Source organism: Pseudomonas sp. ADAK18 (assembly GCF_012935695.1).
Classification (GTDB): Bacteria; Pseudomonadota; Gammaproteobacteria; order Pseudomonadales; family Pseudomonadaceae; genus Aquipseudomonas.
In genome coordinates this window covers 3,353,257-3,372,069 of record NZ_CP052859.1, presented here as the reverse complement: position 1 = coordinate 3,372,069, position 18,813 = coordinate 3,353,257, and the positions used below count along the sequence as shown (strand labels likewise).

General features: G+C 56.8%; 28 protein-coding genes and 1 tRNA gene. 14 read left to right on the top strand and 15 right to left on the bottom strand.

Translation table 11 applies throughout. The features are described 5' to 3' along the window. Nucleotides 1–18 precede the first annotated feature (18 nt). Complete coding sequence (locus HKK55_RS15115) at nt 19–1,047, top strand: nucleoside hydrolase (RefSeq protein ID WP_169355417.1); 1,029 nt, start codon at nt 19–21, stop codon at nt 1,045–1,047. Nucleotides 1,048–1,080: 33 nt separating this feature from the next. Here HKK55_RS15115 and HKK55_RS15110 read toward each other — a convergent pair whose 3' ends face one another. Next, on the bottom strand, nt 1,081–1,293 hold the full coding sequence (locus HKK55_RS15110) for a hypothetical protein (RefSeq protein ID WP_155585824.1): 213 nt from the start codon (nt 1,291–1,293) through the stop codon (nt 1,081–1,083). A gap of 138 nt (nt 1,294–1,431) precedes the next feature. Between HKK55_RS15110 and HKK55_RS15105 the strand changes: the two genes are divergently transcribed. Beyond that, on the top strand, nt 1,432–1,737 hold the full coding sequence (locus tag HKK55_RS15105) for a hypothetical protein (RefSeq protein ID WP_169355416.1): 306 nt from the start codon (nt 1,432–1,434) through the stop codon (nt 1,735–1,737). Between the two features lie 145 nt (nt 1,738–1,882). Further along, nucleotides 1,883–2,203, top strand: a complete 321-nt coding sequence (locus HKK55_RS15100) for an I78 family peptidase inhibitor (protein ID WP_169355415.1) — start codon at nt 1,883–1,885, stop codon at nt 2,201–2,203. 72 nt (nt 2,204–2,275) lie between these two features. Here the strand turns inward: HKK55_RS15100 and HKK55_RS15095 are convergent, their stop codons facing one another. Then, on the bottom strand, nt 2,276–2,488 hold the full coding sequence (locus HKK55_RS15095) for a cold-shock protein (RefSeq protein WP_007905882.1): 213 nt from the start codon (nt 2,486–2,488) through the stop codon (nt 2,276–2,278). Nucleotides 2,489–2,780: 292 nt separating this feature from the next. Next, on the bottom strand, nt 2,781–3,086 hold the full coding sequence (locus HKK55_RS15090; RefSeq protein ID WP_169355414.1) for a hypothetical protein: 306 nt from the start codon (nt 3,084–3,086) through the stop codon (nt 2,781–2,783). A 369-nt stretch (nt 3,087–3,455) separates the two neighbouring features. Here HKK55_RS15090 and thrS point away from each other — a divergent pair, with 369 nt between their 5' ends. The 9 genes from thrS to HKK55_RS15045 all read left to right on the top strand — a co-directional run bounded on the left by thrS (nt 3,456) and on the right by HKK55_RS15045 (nt 10,909). Beyond that, nucleotides 3,456–5,378, top strand: a complete 1,923-nt coding sequence (thrS, locus tag HKK55_RS15085) for a threonine--tRNA ligase (RefSeq protein ID WP_169355413.1) — start codon at nt 3,456–3,458, stop codon at nt 5,376–5,378. Further along, entirely contained in the window at nt 5,378–5,929 is a 552-nt protein-coding gene (gene infC, locus HKK55_RS15080; protein WP_169875357.1) for a translation initiation factor IF-3, read from the top strand. Before thrS ends, infC begins: the two co-directional genes overlap by 1 nt. Before the next feature lie 59 nt (nt 5,930–5,988). Then, complete coding sequence (rpmI, locus tag HKK55_RS15075) at nt 5,989–6,183, top strand: 50S ribosomal protein L35 (protein WP_002553160.1); 195 nt, start codon at nt 5,989–5,991, stop codon at nt 6,181–6,183. A 28-nt stretch (nt 6,184–6,211) separates the two neighbouring features. Then, nucleotides 6,212–6,568, top strand: a complete 357-nt coding sequence (gene rplT / locus HKK55_RS15070; RefSeq protein WP_003219940.1) for a 50S ribosomal protein L20 — start codon at nt 6,212–6,214, stop codon at nt 6,566–6,568. Nucleotides 6,569–6,677: 109 nt separating this feature from the next. Next, on the top strand, nt 6,678–7,694 hold the full coding sequence (gene pheS / locus HKK55_RS15065; protein WP_169355412.1) for a phenylalanine--tRNA ligase subunit alpha: 1,017 nt from the start codon (nt 6,678–6,680) through the stop codon (nt 7,692–7,694). 26 nt (nt 7,695–7,720) lie between these two features. Next, nucleotides 7,721–10,099 carry a phenylalanine--tRNA ligase subunit beta gene (gene pheT, locus HKK55_RS15060; RefSeq protein ID WP_169355411.1) on the top strand — a complete coding sequence of 793 codons (2,379 nt, stop codon included), beginning with the start codon at nt 7,721–7,723 and terminating at the stop codon, nt 10,097–10,099. A 3-nt stretch (nt 10,100–10,102) separates the two neighbouring features. Further along, entirely contained in the window at nt 10,103–10,405 is a 303-nt protein-coding gene (gene ihfA, locus HKK55_RS15055) for an integration host factor subunit alpha (protein WP_002553164.1), read from the top strand. Further along, on the top strand, nt 10,386–10,742 hold the full coding sequence (locus HKK55_RS15050) for a MerR family transcriptional regulator (RefSeq protein WP_169355410.1): 357 nt from the start codon (nt 10,386–10,388) through the stop codon (nt 10,740–10,742). Before ihfA ends, HKK55_RS15050 begins: the two co-directional genes overlap by 20 nt. 90 nt (nt 10,743–10,832) lie before the next feature. Next, nucleotides 10,833–10,909 (top strand) — tRNA-Pro (locus tag HKK55_RS15045). 88 nt (nt 10,910–10,997) lie between these two features. On the opposite strand, the gene HKK55_RS15040 is transcribed toward HKK55_RS15045, so the two are convergent. From HKK55_RS15040 to HKK55_RS15005, 8 genes are all read right to left on the bottom strand, one after another. Further along, nucleotides 10,998–12,110, bottom strand: a complete 1,113-nt coding sequence (locus tag HKK55_RS15040) for a phage integrase Arm DNA-binding domain-containing protein (protein ID WP_169355409.1) — start codon at nt 12,108–12,110, stop codon at nt 10,998–11,000. Continuing rightward, on the bottom strand, nt 12,110–12,322 hold the full coding sequence (locus tag HKK55_RS15035) for a hypothetical protein (protein ID WP_169355408.1): 213 nt from the start codon (nt 12,320–12,322) through the stop codon (nt 12,110–12,112). The genes HKK55_RS15040 and HKK55_RS15035 overlap by 1 nt, the downstream gene beginning before the upstream one ends. 2 nt (nt 12,323–12,324) lie before the next feature. Continuing rightward, nucleotides 12,325–12,546, bottom strand: coding sequence for a hypothetical protein (locus tag HKK55_RS15030; RefSeq protein WP_169355407.1), 222 nt, complete (start codon nt 12,544–12,546; stop codon nt 12,325–12,327). A gap of 36 nt (nt 12,547–12,582) precedes the next feature. Further along, nucleotides 12,583–13,143 (bottom strand): hypothetical protein, encoded by a 561-nt coding sequence (locus HKK55_RS15025; protein ID WP_169355406.1) that lies wholly within the window; start codon nt 13,141–13,143, stop codon nt 12,583–12,585. Nucleotides 13,144–13,192: 49 nt separating this feature from the next. Continuing rightward, nucleotides 13,193–13,516, bottom strand: coding sequence for a hypothetical protein (locus tag HKK55_RS15020; protein WP_169355405.1), 324 nt, complete (start codon nt 13,514–13,516; stop codon nt 13,193–13,195). Nucleotides 13,517–13,565: 49 nt separating this feature from the next. After that, a complete protein-coding gene (locus HKK55_RS15015; protein ID WP_169355404.1) occupies nt 13,566–13,757 on the bottom strand; it encodes a hypothetical protein in 192 nt (63 codons plus the stop codon). A gap of 76 nt (nt 13,758–13,833) precedes the next feature. Then, nucleotides 13,834–14,034, bottom strand: coding sequence for a hypothetical protein (locus HKK55_RS15010; RefSeq protein ID WP_167665148.1), 201 nt, complete (start codon nt 14,032–14,034; stop codon nt 13,834–13,836). A gap of 46 nt (nt 14,035–14,080) precedes the next feature. Continuing rightward, the gene (locus tag HKK55_RS15005; protein ID WP_237151257.1) at nt 14,081–14,647 is read right to left on the bottom strand and encodes a DUF4406 domain-containing protein; all 567 of its coding nucleotides are present in this window, start codon (nt 14,645–14,647) and stop codon (nt 14,081–14,083) included. 70 nt (nt 14,648–14,717) lie between these two features. Here HKK55_RS15005 and HKK55_RS15000 point away from each other — a divergent pair, with 70 nt between their 5' ends. Then, nucleotides 14,718–14,945 (top strand): hypothetical protein, encoded by a 228-nt coding sequence (locus HKK55_RS15000; RefSeq protein ID WP_169355403.1) that lies wholly within the window; start codon nt 14,718–14,720, stop codon nt 14,943–14,945. 19 nt (nt 14,946–14,964) lie between these two features. On the opposite strand, the gene HKK55_RS14995 is transcribed toward HKK55_RS15000, so the two are convergent. The 3 genes from HKK55_RS14995 to HKK55_RS14985 form a co-directional block, all read right to left on the bottom strand. Beyond that, nucleotides 14,965–16,878: a DNA cytosine methyltransferase gene (locus tag HKK55_RS14995; RefSeq protein WP_178128849.1), complete on the bottom strand. Its 1,914-nt coding sequence runs from the start codon at nt 16,876–16,878 to the stop codon at nt 14,965–14,967. Nucleotides 16,879–16,981: 103 nt separating this feature from the next. Next, entirely contained in the window at nt 16,982–17,329 is a 348-nt protein-coding gene (locus HKK55_RS14990) for a hypothetical protein (protein WP_169355402.1), read from the bottom strand. Nucleotides 17,330–17,333: 4 nt separating this feature from the next. Next, nucleotides 17,334–17,645: a hypothetical protein gene (locus HKK55_RS14985; RefSeq protein WP_178128848.1), complete on the bottom strand. Its 312-nt coding sequence runs from the start codon at nt 17,643–17,645 to the stop codon at nt 17,334–17,336. A 98-nt stretch (nt 17,646–17,743) separates the two neighbouring features. Between HKK55_RS14985 and HKK55_RS14980 the strand changes: the two genes are divergently transcribed. Continuing rightward, nucleotides 17,744–18,385 carry a hypothetical protein gene (locus HKK55_RS14980; RefSeq protein ID WP_169355401.1) on the top strand — a complete coding sequence of 214 codons (642 nt, stop codon included), beginning with the start codon at nt 17,744–17,746 and terminating at the stop codon, nt 18,383–18,385. 39 nt (nt 18,386–18,424) lie between these two features. On the opposite strand, the gene HKK55_RS14975 is transcribed toward HKK55_RS14980, so the two are convergent. Further along, a complete protein-coding gene (locus tag HKK55_RS14975; RefSeq protein WP_169355400.1) occupies nt 18,425–18,790 on the bottom strand; it encodes a hypothetical protein in 366 nt (121 codons plus the stop codon). Nucleotides 18,791–18,813 lie beyond the last annotated feature (23 nt).

The following is an 18,813-nucleotide window of genomic DNA, read 5'->3' as shown; positions in this document are numbered from 1 at the left end:
CAAGACAAGGAGTGCGTCATGCAACGTGGTACCCCAACCCTGCGACAACTGTTTCGGAGTGTGCTGCTTTTGTCCGTACTAACTGCTGCAAGCGCCCAGGCGGCGGAAAAAATCGACCTGATCATCGATACCGATCCGGGTGCAGACGATGTGGTTGCCCTGCTGTTCGCCATGGCGTCCCCGGAAGAGTTGAACATTCGTGCGCTGACCACGGTTGCCGGCAACGTGCGCCTGGACAAGACTTCCCGTAACGCGCGGTTGGCGCGCGAGTGGGCAGGGCGCCCGGAGATCCCTGTGTATGCCGGTGCTCCGAAGCCGATGTTGCGCACACCGATCTACGCCGAGAACATTCATGGCAAGGAAGGTATTTCCGGTGTCACCGTACATGAGCCCAAAGAAGGTCTGGCTGAGGGCAATGCGGTTGATTACCTGATCAAAACCCTGAGCACTGCCAAGCCCCACAGCATTACCATCGCCATGCTCGGTCCGCAGACCAACCTGGCCCTGGCACTCACCCAGGCACCTGAAATCACCCAAGGCATCAAGGAAGTGGTGGTGATGGGCGGCGCGCACTTCAACGGCGGTAACATTACGCCGGTGGCCGAGTTCAACCTGTTCGCCGATCCGATTGCGGCTGAGGTCGTGCTCAAGAGCGGCGTCAAGCTGACCTATCTGCCCCTGGACGTGACCCACAAGGTTCTGACCAGTGACGCGCGGCTGAAGAAGATCGCGGCATTGAACAACAATGCGAGCAAGGTGGTTGGCGACATTCTCAACGAATACGTCAAAGGCGACATGGAGCACTACGGCATTCCAGGTGGCCCGGTACACGACGCTACCGTTATTGCCTACCTGCTCAAGCCAGCGCTGTTCAGCGGGCGTGAAGTCAATGTGGTGGTGGACAGCCGTGAAGGCCCGACCTTTGGCCAGACTATCGTCGATTGGTACGACGGTTTGAAACAGCCAAAGAATGCGTTCTGGGTTGAAAACGGCGATGCCCAAGGCTTCTTCGATTTGTTGACCGAGCGCCTTGCACGCCTGAAGTAAAGCACTTGCCGGTCGGCGTTCGCCGGCCGGGTCTTATTCGCGCTCGGGGTCTTGTGCCCCCATGTGATCGGCCGGGTATTTTTCGAATACCTGGCCGATGAAGGCTTGCGCCGCCTGGGTTCCCAGCTCCTTGACCAGCAGGTCTATCCCAATGATCGCCAACTCTTCAGGAGTGCCGGGGCTGTAGGAACCTTGCCCTTGGGGCCACTTGGCTTTGATGTCGGCATGGATGCTTACGATGGTCATGGGTATCTCGCCAGTCTGGGTTGGGCAACGTCTAGCCTGCCGAGTTAACCATTTTGCAAGGTGTTTGGCACTGCTACTTAGGCATGACGGGAGGGCTGTGCGACACTGTTGGCCTGTTTAATTGCCAGGACAAGCCGCGTGCAGATCGATTTGAACAACCCCGAGAACCTGACGCTGGACGCTGTTCGTCAGATGCTTGCGTCTGCCAGCGACAACGCTCACACCCAACTGCGGGTCACCAAAGACGGCATCGCCTACATCTCATCGGGTGTCGTGGGAGGGGTTGATATTGACGGGCTGCTGTTTCGCCTTGAGACCTGGGCGGCCGGTTCCGGTTATGTCGGCAACGTGGCAGCCAGCGATGAAGTGTGGGTAATGCAGATTTTTAATGCGCTGAAGCAGAACTGGCCAAAACCACCGTTTGACTACATCGACATCTACTGATGCTCGTTCATATCTGGTGACGATTGATTCACAAAGACCTGGCGCCGAGTCAGGCAGACTTGTCTCGGCTTGGTTACATTTCTGAAACCTATCCTCGAAATTGCTGTCGCACGAACTCTGTCCATTTTTCTCAAAAGGAGGCTCCATGCCTTGGAAGCTCGCATCATTCGGTACCTTGTTCGCTGCACTCGTTTTGGCGGGCTGTAGCACCCCGGGTACCTCTGAGCCGGCCAAAGATGCTGCGGTGGCCGATTCAGGTCATAGTCGCTGCGAGGCGAAGGCTGCCGAGTTCACAATCGGTCAGAAAGCGTCGCCCCAGTTGCTGGAGCAGGCCCGCACTCGTGCTGGTGCGCAGAACGCACGGATTCTCAAGCCCAACGATATGATCACCCTGGAATACCGTTCCGATCGCCTGAACCTCAACGCTGACGACAATCTGGTGATCACCCGCGTCAACTGTGGCTGATTGCCCACAACTTTTGCGGCGCCCATAAAAAACCCCGTCACATGGACGGGGTTTTTTAGTTCTGCTCAGAAATTACTCTGCGCGAACCTGTGCAGCTTGCATACCCTTTTGGCCTTTCTCAGCCACGAAGGAAACGGTTTGGCCTTCTTTCAGGCTTTTGAAACCGTCGCTTTCGATAGCTTTGAAGTGTACGAACAGGTCGTCACCGCCACCTTGAGGAGTGATGAAGCCGAAGCCTTTTTCATCGTTGAACCATTTAACGGTGCCGGTTTGGCGATTAGACATGGTGTATCTCCAAGAAACATATATTTTCAGTAGTACTGTGCTGCTCAGGCCAACTGGGCACACCGGGGTATCATAGTCGAAATGTTCGACTTGGGAGCCCCCCCAAGGCATTGTTTGCTAATCAATCGCGTTGTATTTCGTGCCTTGCGTGGCTGAAAGCCCCGATTTACGGGGCTTTTGAGCGAAATATCAGCTGTTAAAAAAAGCCGTAAAAGCTGTGTAAATTGTGAGAAATAGCCGTTTTCCAGCTGGTTTATTACGCCAAAATGGCCTCTGGCCATGACGTCAGTACTTATTTAACGACTTTGCAGGACTGGATAGCGCTTTGTGCTTTTGCGAGCAGAGCGTTGTCAGGTGGGGTGTTTCTGTCCATTAGCTTGCTGAGCTCTTCTTTGCTGAAGTTCTTTTCAAGCGCATTTGCACCGCACTCACAATGGGCTTTAGCCTGTGCTGGATTAACGTTGGGGTTCTGCATGGCGCCTTTCTGGCAATCCTGCTGGAAAGAGTTTTTCCCGCCTTCAGGCCAGGCGGCCTGTGCGCTCAAAGGCAGCAGTAGGGCAAATGGGGCGGCGAGAGCCAATAAATGTTTAAGACGCATAAGGAAATGCTCCCTGGAGGTCGTGGGTGGGTGACGATTCTCAGTGTCTTTGAGGGCCCACGTACAGCCCAAGTTCACTTCCCTGCTTAAAAGCCCAGAATTTGCTTTTCATCAAGGCGGCGCCGACGCGATGACCGTTCATCTGTGCTAGCATCCCACCCTTGGCTATTTTTCGGCGTGTTCTTTGCTGGTTAGCCACGATCTTTTTGTTTAACTCCAGTCACTCTGGTTCGATTATCGGTTGGCCGAAAGGCTCCTGCCGCTGTAAGGCAGGCGTTCATCAGTGAACGGCCTGGTATTGGATCTTGTACTGGCTCATCCCAACCCACGTGACCTTTGGTAGGGGTCACCACTAGGAGAGGAGGCGCCATGCCAACTATTACTCTTCCCGACGGCAGTCAACGTTCATTCGATCATTCGGTTTCCGTAGCCGAGGTCGCCGCATCCATTGGTGCAGGTCTGGCCAAGGCCACCGTGGCCGGCAAGGTCGACGGCAAGCTGGTTGATGCCAGCGACCTGATCACCTCTGATGCCAGCCTGCAAATCATCACACCCAAGGATCAAGAGGGGCTGGAGATCATTCGCCACTCTTGCGCGCACCTGATTGGCCATGCGGTCAAGCAGCTGTACCCAACGGCGAAGATGGTCATCGGCCCGGTCATCGACGACGGCTTCTATTACGATATCGCCTACGAGCGTCCTTTCACTCCGGACGACCTGGCGGCCATCGAACAGCGCATGCACGCGCTGATAGAGAAAGATTACGACGTCATCAAGAAAGTCACTCCGCGTGCCGAAGTGATCGACGTGTTCACCGCCCGTGGCGAAGACTACAAGCTGCGCCTGGTGGAAGACATGCCGGACGAGCAGGCCATGGGCCTGTACTACCACGAAGAATACGTCGACATGTGCCGGGGCCCGCACGTGCCGAACACGCGCTTCCTCAAGTCGTTCAAGCTGACCAAGCTGTCCGGTGCCTACTGGCGCGGTGACGCGAAGAATGAACAACTGCAGCGGATCTACGGTACTGCCTGGGCTGACAAGAAGCAGCTGGCGGCCTACATCCAGCGCATCGAAGAAGCCGAAAAACGCGACCACCGCAAGATCGGCAAGCGCCTGAACCTGTTCCACCTCCAGGAAGAAGCGCCGGGCATGGTGTTCTGGCACCCGAACGGCTGGACCCTGTATCAGGTGCTTGAGCAGTACATGCGCAAAGTTCAGCGCGACAACGGTTACCTGGAGATCAAGACTCCCCAGGTTGTTGACCGCAGCCTGTGGGAGAAATCCGGGCACTGGGCCAACTACGCCGACAACATGTTCACCACCCAATCGGAAAACCGCGACTACGCCATCAAACCAATGAACTGCCCGTGCCACGTGCAGGTGTTCAACCAAGGCTTGAAGAGCTACCGCGAGTTGCCGATGCGTCTGGCCGAGTTCGGTGCCTGCCACCGTAACGAGCCGTCGGGTGCGCTGCACGGCATTATGCGTGTACGTGGCTTTACTCAGGACGACGCTCACATCTTCTGCACCGAAGAGCAGATGCAGGCTGAATCCGCTGCGTTCATCAAGCTGACCATGGACGTCTATCGCGATTTCGGCTTTACCGAAGTCGAAATGAAGCTGTCCACTCGTCCGGAAAAACGCGTCGGTTCCGACGAGCTGTGGGATCGCGCCGAATCTGCACTGGCCGCCGCCCTAGATAGCGCGGGCCTTGCGTACGATCTGCAGCCGGGTGAGGGGGCGTTCTACGGTCCTAAGATCGAGTTCTCGCTGAAAGATTGTCTTGGCCGTGTCTGGCAATGTGGTACTTTGCAGCTCGATTTTAACCTGCCGATCCGTTTGGGAGCCGAATACGTCTCCGAAGACAACAGTCGCAAGCACCCGGTTATGTTGCACCGGGCGATCCTTGGATCCTTCGAGCGATTTGTCGGAATCCTGATCGAGCACTACGAGGGCGCGTTCCCTGCGTGGCTGGCTCCGACCCAGGCAGTGATCATGAATATCACTGATAAACAGGCAGATTTTGCCGCTGAAGTTGAAAAAACTCTCAATGAAAGCGGATTTCGTGCCAAGTCTGACTTGAGAAATGAAAAGATCGGCTTTAAAATCCGCGAGCATACTTTGCTCAAGGTTCCCTATCTTTTGGTTATCGGAGATCGGGAAGTCGAGATGCAGACTGTCGCTGTGCGTACTCGTGAAGGTGCTGACCTGGGCTCGATGCCCGTCGCCCAGTTCGCTGAGTTCCTCGCGCAAGCGGTTTCCCGGCGTGGTCGCCCAGATTCGGAGTAATTATTATTAAGCGTGAAATGAGACAAGATAAACGAGCTGCACCGAAAGCCCCGATCAACGAGAATATCTCGGCACGCGAGGTTCGGTTAATTGGCGCTGACGGCGAGCAGATTGGCATCGTCTCGATTGATGAAGCGCTTCGTATTGCTGAAGAGTCCAAATTGGACCTGGTGGAAATCTCCGCCGACGCAATCCCACCCGTTTGCCGGGTGATGGACTACGGCAAGTCGATCTTCGAGAAGAAGAAGCAGATTGCCGCAGCGAAGAAGAACCAGAAGCAGATTCAAGTAAAAGAAATCAAGTTTCGTCCAGGGACGGAGGAAGGGGATTACCAGGTAAAACTGCGCAACCTGGTACGTTTCCTGAGTGATGGGGACAGGGCCAAGGTATCCTTGCGATTCCGCGGCCGTGAGATGGCCCACCAGGAGCTGGGGATGGAACTCCTCAAGCGGGTTGAAGCTGACCTGCTCGAGTACGGTTCGGTCGAACAGCATCCTAAGATGGAAGGACGCCAGCTTATTATGGTCATCGCCCCGAAAAAGAAGAAGTAATCAATAGGGCACGGCAGGCCTTCTGATTATGTTTATCAACTGAATGCGGAGTACCGAACATGCCAAAGATGAAAACTAAAAGTGGTGCTGCTAAGCGGTTTCTGAAAACTGCTAACGGTATCAAGCACAAGCACGCTTTCAAGAGCCACATCCTGACTAAAATGTCGACCAAGCGTAAGCGTCAACTGCGCGGTAGCAGCTTGCTGCATCCGTCTGACGTGGCAAAAGTCGAGCGCATGCTGCGCCTTCGTTAATTTTAGTTAAGAATAGAGGAAGTAACTCATGGCTCGTGTAAAGCGTGGCGTCATGGCGCGTAAGCGCCACAAAAAAATTCTGAAACTTGCTAAAGGCTACTACGGCGCGCGTTCACGCGTATTCCGTGTTGCCAAGCAAGCGGTTATCAAGGCTGGCCAATACGCCTACCGTGACCGTCGTCAGAAAAAACGTCAGTTCCGCGCTCTGTGGATCGCTCGTATCAACGCTGGTGCACGTGTTAACGGTCTGTCCTACAGCCGTTTCATCGCTGGCCTGAAAAAAGCGTCCATCGAGATCGACCGTAAGGTTCTGGCTGATCTGGCAGTGAACGAAAAAGCGGCGTTTGCTGCGATTGTCGAGAAAGCTAAAGCCACCTTGGCTTAAGTACCCCCGACAGTCACCTCGGGCCGCTTCCGTGGCCCAAGGTGTTAAACGTCTTAAATAGGGGAAGAGCCTTCAAGCTCTTCCCCTATTTTGTATCTGGAGTCTGTACATGGAAAACCTGGATGCGCTGGTCTCTCAAGCACTAGAGGCTGTGCAAAGCGCAGAAGATATCAATGCCCTGGAGCAAATCCGGGTTCACTACCTTGGAAAAAAGGGTGAATTGACTCAGGTGATGAAGACCCTGGGGAATTTACCGGCAGAAGAGCGCCCGCAAGTCGGTGCTCTGATCAACGTTGCCAAGGAGCGTGTCACAGAGGTTCTCAATGCGCGCAAGGCGTTGTTCGAGGTGGCCGATCTTGCGGCCAAACTCGCCGCCGAGTCTATTGACGTGACCCTGCCTGGCCGCGGCCAGACCTCAGGCGGTCTGCATCCGGTTACCCGGACTTTGGAACGTATCGAGCAGTTCTTCACCCATATTGGCTACGGCATCGCCGAAGGCCCTGAGGTCGAAGACGATTATCACAATTTCGAGGCGCTCAACATCCCAGGCCATCACCCGGCCCGTTCGATGCATGACACCTTCTATTTCAATGCGAACATGTTGTTGCGCACCCATACCTCGCCGGTACAGGTCCGCACCATGGAATCGCAACGTCCTCCGATCCGCATCGTCTGCCCAGGCCGCGTGTACCGCAGCGACTCCGATATCACTCACTCGCCGATGTTCCACCAGGTCGAAGGCCTGTTGGTTGATCGCGACATCAATTTCGCCGACCTCAAAGGCACCATCGAAGAGTTCCTGCGGGTGTTCTTCGAGAAAGAACTGGCCGTGCGTTTCCGCCCTTCGTACTTCCCGTTCACTGAGCCGTCCGCTGAAGTCGACATGGAATGCGTGATGTGTAGCGGTAAAGGCTGTCGCGTCTGCAAGCAGACCGGTTGGCTGGAAGTCATGGGTTGCGGCATGGTTCACCCCAACGTGCTGCGTATGTCCGGGATCGACCCGGAAGAATTCTCGGGCTTTGCCTTCGGCATGGGCGTTGAGCGTCTGGCCATGCTGCGTTACGGCGTGAACGACTTGCGTCTGTTCTTCGACAACGACTTGCGGTTCCTCGCGCAATTTCGCTAGTCGTAACGAACCTTTAGGAGAGCAGGATGAAATTCAGTGAACAATGGCTGCGTGGCTGGGTAAGCCCGCAGGTAAATCGCGACGAGCTGGTTGCTCGTTTGTCGATGGCCGGTCTTGAGGTCGATAGCGTTACGCCGGCCGCCGGTGTTTTCAGTGGTGTGGTAGTGGGCGAGGTGCTGAGCACCGAGCAGCACCCTGATGCTGACAAATTGCGTGTGTGCCAGGTCAGCAATGGCGTGGAAACTTTCCAGGTCGTGTGCGGAGCGCCGAACGTGCGCCCGGGCCTGAAAATTCCATTCGCCATGATCGGTGCCGAACTGCCGGGCGACTTCAAGATCAAGAAGGCCAAGCTGCGGGGCGTTGAGTCCAACGGCATGTTGTGCTCCCAAGCCGAACTGCAGATCGGTGAAGACAACGACGGCCTCATGGAACTGCCGGCCGATGCGCCAGTGGGTCAGGACATCCGTGTCTATCTGGACCTGGAAGACGCCAGCATCGAGGTCGACCTGACCCCGAACCGCGGCGACTGCCTGTCCCTGGCCGGCCTGGCCCGTGAAGTGGGCGCGCTGTACGCGGCGACCGTCACGCGTCCGGTGGTAGCGGAAGTGCCTGCGGTGCACGACGAAGTTCGTTCGATCGAAGTGCTTGCTCCAGCTGCCTGCCCACGTTACCTGGGCCGGGTCATCCGTAACGTCGACCTGTCCAAGCCAACACCGCTGTGGATGGTTGAGCGCCTGCGCCGTGCCGAAGTGCGTAGCATCGACGCTGCTGTCGACATCACCAACTACGTGATGCTGGAGCTGGGCCAACCGCTGCACGCATTCGATCTCGCCGAAATCAACGGTGGCATCCGCGTACGTATGGCCGAGGAAGGCGAGAAGCTGGTCCTGCTGGATGGCCAGGAAGTTACCCTGCGCAGCGACACTCTGGTGATCGCCGACCACTCCCGCGCCCTGGCGATTGCCGGTGTAATGGGTGGCGAGCACAGCGGCGTATCCGCGACCACACGCGACATATTCCTCGAAAGCGCTTTCTTCGACCAGATCGCCGTTGCTGGCAAGGCTCGTTCCTACGGCCTGCACACCGACGCCTCGCACCGCTACGAGCGTGGCGTGGATTGGAAGCTGGCCCGTGAAGCCATGGAGCGCGCCACTGGCCTGCTGCTGGAAATCACCGGCGGTGAAGCTGGCCCGATCATCGAGACCGTCAGCGAGCAATACTTGCCGTCGATTGCCCCGATCACCCTGCGTGCCCAGCGTGTTGAGCAAATGCTCGGCCTGGTCATTGAACCCGCTGAAATCGAGCGTCTGCTGTCGGCCCTCGGCCTGGGCATCAGCGCTGATGGGGCAGGTCAGTGGCGCGTAGAAGTGCCAAGCCATCGCTTCGACATCAGCCTCGAAGTTGACCTGATCGAAGAGCTGGCCCGCCTGTACGGCTACAACCGCCTACCGGTTCGCTACCCGCAAGCCCGCCTGGCACCGCAGCCCAAGGCCGAAGCTCGGGCGCATCTGCCTGAACTGCGTCGTCTGCTGGTAGCCCGTGGTTATCAGGAAGCGGTGACCTACAGCTTCATTGATCCGAAGCAGTTCGAACTGTTCAACCCAGGCGTTGAACCGCTGTTGCTGGCCAATCCGATTTCCAACGACATGGCGGCCATGCGTTCGTCCCTGTGGCCAGGTTTGGTGAAAGCGCTTTCCCATAACCTGAACCGTCAGCAAGACCGCGTGCGCATGTTCGAAAGCGGCCTGCGGTTTGTCGGTCAGTTGGAAGGCTTGAAGCAAGAGCCGATGCTGGCTGGTGTGGTTTGCGGTAGCCGCCTGCCGGAAGGCTGGGCGCAAGGTCGTGATGTCGTGGACTTCTTCGACGTCAAGGCTGATGTGGAAGCGGTGCTGGGCTTTGCCGGTGCCTTGGACGCATTCACCTTTGCTCCGGGCAGCCACCCAGCGTTGCACCCGGGCCAGACCGCGCGTATCGAGCGGGACGGTCGTCTGGTGGGCTTCGTCGGCGCCATCCACCCCGAATTGTCGAAAACCCTTGGCCTCGACCGTCCGGTCTTTGTTTTTGAGCTAGTCTTGGCTGAAGTCGCCTCGGGCAAAATGCCTAAATTCAGCGAGTTGTCGCGTTTCCCTGAAGTGCGACGTGACTTGGCCCTGATCGCTGATCGTGAGGTGGCGGCCAGTGCAGTTCTGGACGTAATCCGTGAAAATGCAGGGGAATGGCTGACGGACCTCAGGTTATTTGACGTCTATCAGGGTAAAGGCATTGATCCGCATAGAAAAAGCCTTGCAGTTGGCTTGACCTGGCAGCATCCATCGCGCACTCTTAATGACGATGAGGTGAATACTACGACGCAAAATATCCTCACCTCGCTCGAACAAAGGTTGAACGCCACGTTAAGGAAGTGACGTATGGGGGCTTTGACGAAAGCTGAGATGGCGGAACGTCTGTATGAAGAGCTGGGCCTGAACAAACGCGAGGCCAAGGAATTGGTCGAGCTGTTCTTTGAAGAAATCAGGCACGCTCTTGAAGACAACGAACAGGTCAAGTTGTCCGGGTTCGGTAACTTTGACCTGCGGGACAAACGTCAGCGGCCTGGCCGCAATCCAAAAACGGGAGAAGAAATCCCGATCACGGCTCGCCGTGTGGTCACCTTTCGTCCAGGGCAGAAGTTGAAGGCCCGAGTTGAGGCGTATGCTGGAACCAAGTCATAACGACGAGCTACCCGTCATCCCAGGCAAACGCTACTTCACCATTGGTGAAGTCAGCGAGCTGTGTGCGGTAAAACCGCATGTGCTGCGCTATTGGGAGCAGGAGTTTCCTCAACTCAACCCCGTCAAACGCACCGGGAACCGTCGGTATTATCAGCGCCAGGATGTGCTGATGATCCGACAGATCCGAGCGTTGCTCTACGACCAGGGGTTCACCATCAGCGGCGCGCGCTTGCGTTTGTCTGGTGATGAAGCCAAAGACGACACCACCCAATACAAGCAAATGATCCGCCAGATGATCTCCGAATTGGAAGATGTTCTGGTGGTTTTGAAGAAATAAAACCGGCTTTTAAAATACTTCCACATTTCAAAAGCTTGCGGTATATTCCTGATCGCTTCGTTACGAAGCGAGCCCAGTTTCACGCCTAGTCGGGGCGTAGCGCAGTCCGGTAGCGCACTAGCATGGGGTGCTAGGGGTCGAGTGTTCGAATCACTCCGTCCCGACCATATTCCTGAGTAAAATCAGTCACTTAAGCCGATCAGATGGATCGGCTTTTTTGTGCCTGCGCAAAACCCGCGCAATACTGGCGCAAAACTATCCGGTGATTTCACTGATATTCAGGTCTGGAATAGCCTCTGACCAGATGATTTCCTCGTGGTCTCGCTGGTAGTTTTTGGTCATGCCCTCGCTCGCATGCCCCGCAATTTTCTGCCCATCCTTTCCGGCTTTCTTGTACAAGTGCAGTGATAGCGCTCGCACTTCATGAAACCCCGGCATCTCTTCTTCCTTCCATCCCGCGTAGCAGTTCGCCACTTCCCTGGCCTCCTTGAATGCTCGCGTCAAATACCGCTCCTCAACCTTCGTCCAGTGGTCCTTTGTCTGCGCCTGCTTCTGTTTTAGCCGATCAGGTTTCCGGTGTACCAGGTACGGCGAGACGACATCGTCTCGGCACCGGCTGATAACCGCTTGAAGTTCTGGTGTCACTCGAAACCGAATCCACGCGGCATCACTGGCCTTGGCTGTCTTCTTCTGCACCAGGTAGAGAAACCCATCTCGAGCACCGTCAAAGCGCATGTCCAGGATGTCGGTGCGCCTCTGTGCGGTGATCAGTGCCAAGTCGATTGCGTTCTGCAGCCAGGCCGGCGCATTCTCGCGAATAGCCTTCAGCCCATCGACGGTGTGGCGCTTGCGTTGTTTCTTTTCGATTCGGTTGATTGTGCTGGCTGCTGGGTTGTCCGGGCACAGACCTTTGGCTGCGGCGTGGTTGAAAATGTCGACCAGCAGCGCCCTGCATTGGTTGGCCGTTCGCGGGGTAAGCCCATCCAGCTCGGTTGCGATCATGCGAATGGTGATCTGATCTACAGCCTTTCCCTCAAACCACTTCCTGAAGCGGCGAAAGTGAACCGCGTATAGCCCGAGAGTGCCTTTCGCAAGCTCCCGTGGTGGCAGTACCTCCGACTCATATTTGTCGAGGAAACCCTCAAAGCTATCAGACGGATTGCACATCACTGCGCCCACAAGGTCTGCACCTCGCATGAACTCTAGGTTCAACTGCTTTGCGGCGTCGATGGCTTTCAGGCGATCTGAGCCGAACGGGAAAAACGTCCCGTCGGTAGGGCGCCGGTAGCGATATGTCCCGCGCCGCGCATCGTAGTACAGGTTCTGCGGAAGGCTCTTGTTCGCAGTATTGCGCGGCCGTGGGGACATCATGCAGCTCCTTTCAATACCATTGAGACAAGGTCGTTGCCGTTGGACGAGTTGAATGCAGCCCAATCAACGTACCAGAGTTTCCCGATCTGCTCGCCCGGCACCATGCCGTTGCGAATGTGGTTGCGAATTGCCTGGGGGCAGGGCGGGGTACCGTTTTCCCCCCAGCGCCGGCGCTGGAATTCGCTGATTTTGATGAGTTCCTTTCGCATAGCTACCTCCCGCCGCCCGCACTGGGCCGCGCTTTCTTGATGATGTGGATGATGAAACCGAAGGTGATCAGCACCCAGGTAATGAAGCCGGCAAAGGCGGCGATGATTTCTTGTGTGCCACCTGACTCGAACAGGGCAGGTATGCCCACGACGAACCCGACGACGGTTCCGATCAGGTACAGCACGATCCCCAGTAGGATCAGGGTGAGTTTCGTTGCGTACATGGGGTGTCCTTGCCGCGCTGGGCGGCAGAAGGTGGGTTAGGATTTGAATTCGGCTGCGGGGCTGAGTTGTCGGGCGTGGTCCAGTAGGTCGGCGGACCAGTCGACCCCGACGCCGTCATCGAATGCGAACAGCATCCCGCCCAAGGCTCTGCGAAGATCCTCTGTCTCGGCTGTCAACTTGATAGCCAGCGCGCGCAGACGATCTGCTTCGGCTTTCCATTCAATCGCGCACTCTTCAAAGTGCTGAGCCGGCTCCCAGGGTGACGGAACCACGTCGATGGTGATCGGGCCCATGTCCCAGCTATTGCGTTTTGCTGCATCAGCACACGCGTCCCTCACGGCCTGGGCCTGATGCTCTGCATCGTCTTTGCTGAGGCATGCGTGAACTTCGCCAGGACCAACGCTATGCATCGCCCAAAGGGCTATAGCTGGCTCGGCAAGCGCTCGGCGCAAATAGGTCACGATGGGGCGCAGTAGCTCCTTGTCTTCCAGCTCGGTCAGGGCCTCCACAACAACCTTCCGGTCGAGGGTCAAAACCTCAATGGCAGGCTCGGGCGGTGCGGTCATCGCGCTGATGATTTGCTGCATGTCAGACATAGGAATACCTCGCCCGCCGCTCACCGGCAGGCATGTAGGGGGATTGGGGTTAGGGAAGCCTGGTGCCGATTTGTGCTGCGACGACTGTGATCGCCCGGCGTAGCGCGCCACCTCGATCCGCGTCGGCGGTCCAGCCGATGTTCTCGCCGAAGCCGCGCCGCTCGACCATTACGTATTGCAGGTTGGTGAACCAGAGGATGCTGAGCTGGAGCTCTACCGCTAAGCGCATGGCCTGGGCGTCGTCACTCAGTGGTTGCCATTGCTCCCGACCGGATTCCGGATCGTCGTAGTAGAAGGCATCGCTTCCGCTCCGATACTCCAGATCGAAGCCCATGGCCTTGGCTGACAGCTTTAGCAGCTCGTGGTCTGTCATGGCCTTGGCACCTTGTAGATGAAGACGTAGGCGAACCAGAGGGTGGCGATCATGGCGTCACCTCAGTTGCTTCGACGGCTTCAAGGATTTCACCGACCTGTACGTTTCTGGAGCAGTGGTGGCAGATGCTGGGCACCTCGGCGATGTCGGCAGCCAGTTCTTTGGCTTCTTCTTCGTTTTCGGCTTCAACCTTGACCACGATTGATGCGTCGACGGTCAGGAGCACGCTGTAAGTTTTCATGGGCGAGTTCGTCCTTGCCGCTATATCGGCTGACTTGAAGGGGGGATGGGGAGGGGTGGAACGAAAGAGTGAGGCGCTAATTCCAGCGAACGTCGAGTTCTGAAATTTGTTGCTGCAGCTGCTCTATGAGTTCAAACCAAGAATCGAAAGCATTTGATTCGTTCTGGACTAGAAACAGGTAATAACCTCCGGTTTCACCTGCGCGGTCATCCTGAATTTCTATCGTCCAACCGGCGTATTCGCCAGTCAAAACTGTTCCAGTACGAATGATCTGCATGTGTTGGTCGGAATCCAGTGAATTTCTGAAATGACAGCTGTACTTTTTACATCAGCTTGGAAAATGTTGGTACTGCGGCATTTTCCCTCGTTACCAGATCATGGGCATTCACAACCGTCATGCCGAGGCGTTCGGCGATCAGGACTTCCAGGCGGGCACCTTGCGATTTCTCCCAGTCCGGAAGCAGGGCGATCACACCGCAGAGGCCCAGGCGGGTCAGGTCGTAGGCCATGTAGTCGGCCCACTGCGCACCCTCGACGATGCCGTGGTCTGCTGGGTTCTCTACTTCGTATCCCTGGGCGCGCAGTTGGTCGGCCACGGCGTTGAAGGCCGGGTAGTTGAAGTCCTCGATGCCAGTCATTGGCCCGGCCACGTACACACGGTTAGCTCTACTGGCCTGCAGTGTTACGACTGGCTCACCTGGCTGACTTTTACCGCTGAACGCCCATGCGGTAGGTCCCTGACACATCTCGCAAGTAAGGTTGCGCGTGATTTCATCGATCACTTCGCGATCAAGCTTCTTGCCGTAATGGTTGACCAGCTCGTTGGCGATCGTATGAACCATCGTGCCGAGGCGGGTGGATTGCGGATCTTGGTTGTCTTTAGTACGCACGGGGAGTCCTTGCCGGGCCATGCCCGGAGTGTGGTGCTACGATGGCCCCTTCCTATAAATGGGCTGGACCATGACCAAGCACGATATTTACGATGAGATAGAGGGTTTTCAGGTCTGGAATTACATGGAGTGCGACAAGGACGATGAGGGCCGGGAGACCTGGCGTATCAACGTCGAGGTAAAGCGTGACGGTGAAGTGGTGGTGCCGGTGGTTGCCGGTGATCGCACCTTTGTAGACCGTGGGCTGGCGCAGATGGCTGGTCGGGAAGTTGGAGCCAAGCTGATTGCCGGGCGCTAAACCAAATAGGTAATCCGGACTAAGCCGCGAGGCGCTGGTAAAGCTTGATGATGTCGGCGGCGTTGGCCCTGACCAGAGCCTCGGCTTCGTCCGGGCAGACACTGTTACCTATGAGCCTGACCTGATTCGTTTTGTTGATTGGCAGCCACTGCTCTGCGCCGGTGACTGGATCAACGAATAGACCGCGATCAATGATGTAGTCCTTGTCGAAGCCCTGGGCAGCTTTCAACTCTGGTGGTTGCAGCATGCGCAGAGTGATGTCCACCAGTACGTAACCGCCGATCATGATCATCTCAGCCGGCTCTTTGAAGTGTTCCGGTAGATGCTCATGCATGAAGGCAGCGCAGCGGCGGGCCCCTTCCATTTGCTCAGGTGTCAGCGTGTCCGGCACCTGTACCACCTCGATCAGAGCTACTCGATCTTTCGTCGGCAGGGTGTGCATTGGCTCGGCCAGCGATATGCCGTCCTTCTCGTTGCCGTAGTACTTCACGAGGTAGGCGTTCACCAGTCGCTGATTGGAGCCTGATTGGCAAATAGTCGAGATGGGGTCATAGGCTGATCGGCCATCGCCTTTGTAGAACCCGCCGTTGGCCTGCTCAAAGAATGCGGCGACGACACCGTGTCGTGCGGCACCGGCCAGGACTGTCTGGGTAGGTTCTGCTGGTGAGCTACCTGCAGCGTTCTGCCCGAAGGCCGTCATATGGGCGCAGACAACCGCCTGTTCGCCACGGTTGGCGCCAGTCACCGTGCGGGTCGACTCATCCAGCGAGTACCCGCTGCGCTCCCCGTGATGGGTGAGGTGGGTCAAGTGTGCTGCCACCATCGCGAAGTGCCCGCCTTTGACCTGGGCGACTTGCGTCCGGAGCGCTTCTTGAACATCGAAGTTGCGCTGCGATGACCCGTTGGCGCATTCGGTGAGGAACGGCCCCGCCACAGGCTGCACGAGGGCGTGATGGGTGCCGCCGGCGCTGATGGTAGAAACCGATTCATCCATGCCGTGTGTGCTGGTGTGCGCTTCTGACGTTCCTCGCATCGGCACAATGAATGGCTTCTGGCTGGTGATGACGTGGCGCCACATGCCCTTGGCCACCCGGCGGCGTGTATTCAGTGCCATTGGCTTGTCTCGGAAGATCGTCTTGCCCAGATTGCTCCAGTCGATGCACTCCGCTGCGGTGCGCCAAGGCTGCTGTTTCGCTGTCGGCTTCTTGTGTCGCACTGGCTCAGGCCAAACGATCGGCAGGCCGTCGCTACGGGCCACCAGGTACAGACGCTTGCGGATGGTTGGTGCCCCGGCGTTGGCTGCGATGCGTTCTCGCCATTCCACGTTGTAGCCCAGGCCTCGCACCAGGCTTTCCACCGGTACGAACTCTCCGATGGATTGGAGGATCTCCGGCATGTCCGGGTGATCCGCAGGCAACCCGGTACTGAGCGCTGCAATGAATGATTTGAAGGTGCGTCCGCGATCGGCTTTGATCGGCTGGCCGTTCTCGTCGATTGGGCCCCAGTCGCAAAACTCTTCGACGTTCTCCAGGAACATCAGGCGTGGCCGGGTGGCGTGCGCCCAACGAACAACGACCCAGGCCAGGCCTCGTACTCCACGGTCGCGCGGCGCGCCGCCCTTGGCCTTGCTGTGGTGGCGGCAGTCCGGCGAAGCCCAGAGGATGCCGACAGGCTGCCCGCCGGTGGCCAGAACCGGGTCTACCTCGAACACGTCGGCGACGTAGTGGGCCGTCTTCGGGTGGTTGGCGCGATGTACAGCCAGAGCGATTGGGTTGTGGTTCACGGCTACGTCCGGTTCACGGTAAGCCCGGGCAATGCCGGTGCTTGCGCCGCCGCCACCGGCGAACAGGTCCACCACCAGCTCTTTCTGAAACGGCAAGCCCATGCTCGATTGGCCATGGATGAATTGAGGGTGACTCTGTTTTACAGACATGGGTGGGCCTCGCGGGTATGCGTGATTTTTTGAGAAGGGCGGGCGTGGCTTGTCGCAATAGGCGAAAGATGGTCAGGCGGCGTGTGACTTTTCGGGCTCCCAGTCAGCAAACCCAACTTTTGGTACGCCGGTTTTGGCATTTAGAATCGGCTTGCTCTTGGCGTCGACCAAGACAGCCTTTGTCCTGATTTTTAGATCGCGGCAGATGATGCTCTTTCGCGCCATATCCATGAATTGCTGCGCATACTGGGGGGGCATCGAACATTGGCGACAGCCGGACGCACTTCTTGCCATCCATGATTTTCTTGATCTGAGATTCCACCTCTACCTCCCACTCGGAGACGGTCAGCTCAATCCTTTTTCCATTTTCATGCTTGAAGGTCGGGGTGTGCTCTTTGGCCTCTTCGCGAGCCCAGTTTTCACTCATTCCAAACACTGCAAAGGTTGTCATGGCTCTACTCCAGGCAGTCGAGGGCTTTTTGAAGAAGCTTGCTCACCGGCAGCTCCTCATCCTCGTCGTGATTCATTGCGCGCTTGATGTAGGTGCAGGCCTCTTCAGCGCTGTCTCGCAACCGATCCAATTCCTCGTCGGAGTCGTCCGCCTGACTTTCGAGCATACGGATGTCTTCGCGCAGATCCTCAAGCCCGGCGTTCGGATCGATGTCACCGGAGGCGATCCGGCGTACAAGCTCATCAGCGGCACCCGGCTCAAGAGAGGCGTAGTGGTAAAGCTCGTCTTCTTTCACGGCGTTGGCGGGGATTCCCATGGACGTACTCCGGGTGCGCGCCTGCCTCGCCGGCTGGCGTGATTCGTTTAAGTGCGGTATTTGTGTTTACGTAAGAATAGGGGGGGGGAGCAAATCAAATGAACCGAAGCGATGCAGTTACATTAGCGGTTGTGGGAGCGGGTCTTTTTATGGCCGGGGTAGTTTGGCAACCGGTTTTTGGCGACTACTCAAAAATTAAGGATGCCCTGGAGGGTTCAAGTTTCCTGGCTACTGCTATTGCTGCTGTGGTGGCCATCTTTACGCTCAATGCATGGAAAGCCCAGTTTCGGCACGCCGAGAGGTTTAAGTCTCTTAAGGATTTGAAAGACGCCGCGACCGATCTTCACACTTTGCGGGGTTTCCTATTTTGCGTTGAGCGACGGTGTGCTCACTTGATGCACACCAATGGCGTTCCAAGTGAGGAGCTGGATGTCGCGGAAGAAACTGCTAAGCAAAAATGGTTGAGTGCTTTGCAGACGTACAATCGCGCATGGAGTACAGCGGTTGTATTTTTCACTCCGAAAGAAGAAAAAGTCTTCAGCGGGCCGGCGAATGTGTTTACCGACAAATACATGGACAACACGATGCGCATCATCATGTTGTATGCCAATGCCCCAGGCGTCGAAAATTACGGAAATTTCTCCAGAAGTTGCAGAGTGATAACGGATTCTGCGAAAGATCTTTATGCCGAAACGGTTTCCGAACTGGAGTGGATGCTCAGGCAAAAATTCCGCGACTAGGCGCCGCCCTCCGTTACCGGATGCAGCGAGTAGGGTGGGTTATGCGGGTCTTTCGATTTCGTCGTCGGGCTCAGGCGGATCGTCGGCGAGCGACTTCAGGCCTGCCGCCCGAATGAGTTGCGACACCTTTTCGGTAACAACAAAAGGTGTCGTGACACACTTGAGCATCAGCGCCGCCGTTTCGAAGTCGGCGGCGATCACGTTGCGCAGCAGGGTCTGGTGCACCTCCTGCTGGTTGTTGAAGCCGTGCTGCTTCATCAGGCGCTTGAGGTCTTTCTTGAAGACGCCGGCCACCTCAACCGTAAACTTCTCGACGCCCAATGCAGCGTTCTTCTCGGCAGCCTTCTCGCGTTTTCGACGCTGCTTCAGCGCCTCCACTGTCGGCTCCTGCAGTTCCTCGGCCATGGCCTACCTCTTCTATTCCGCTG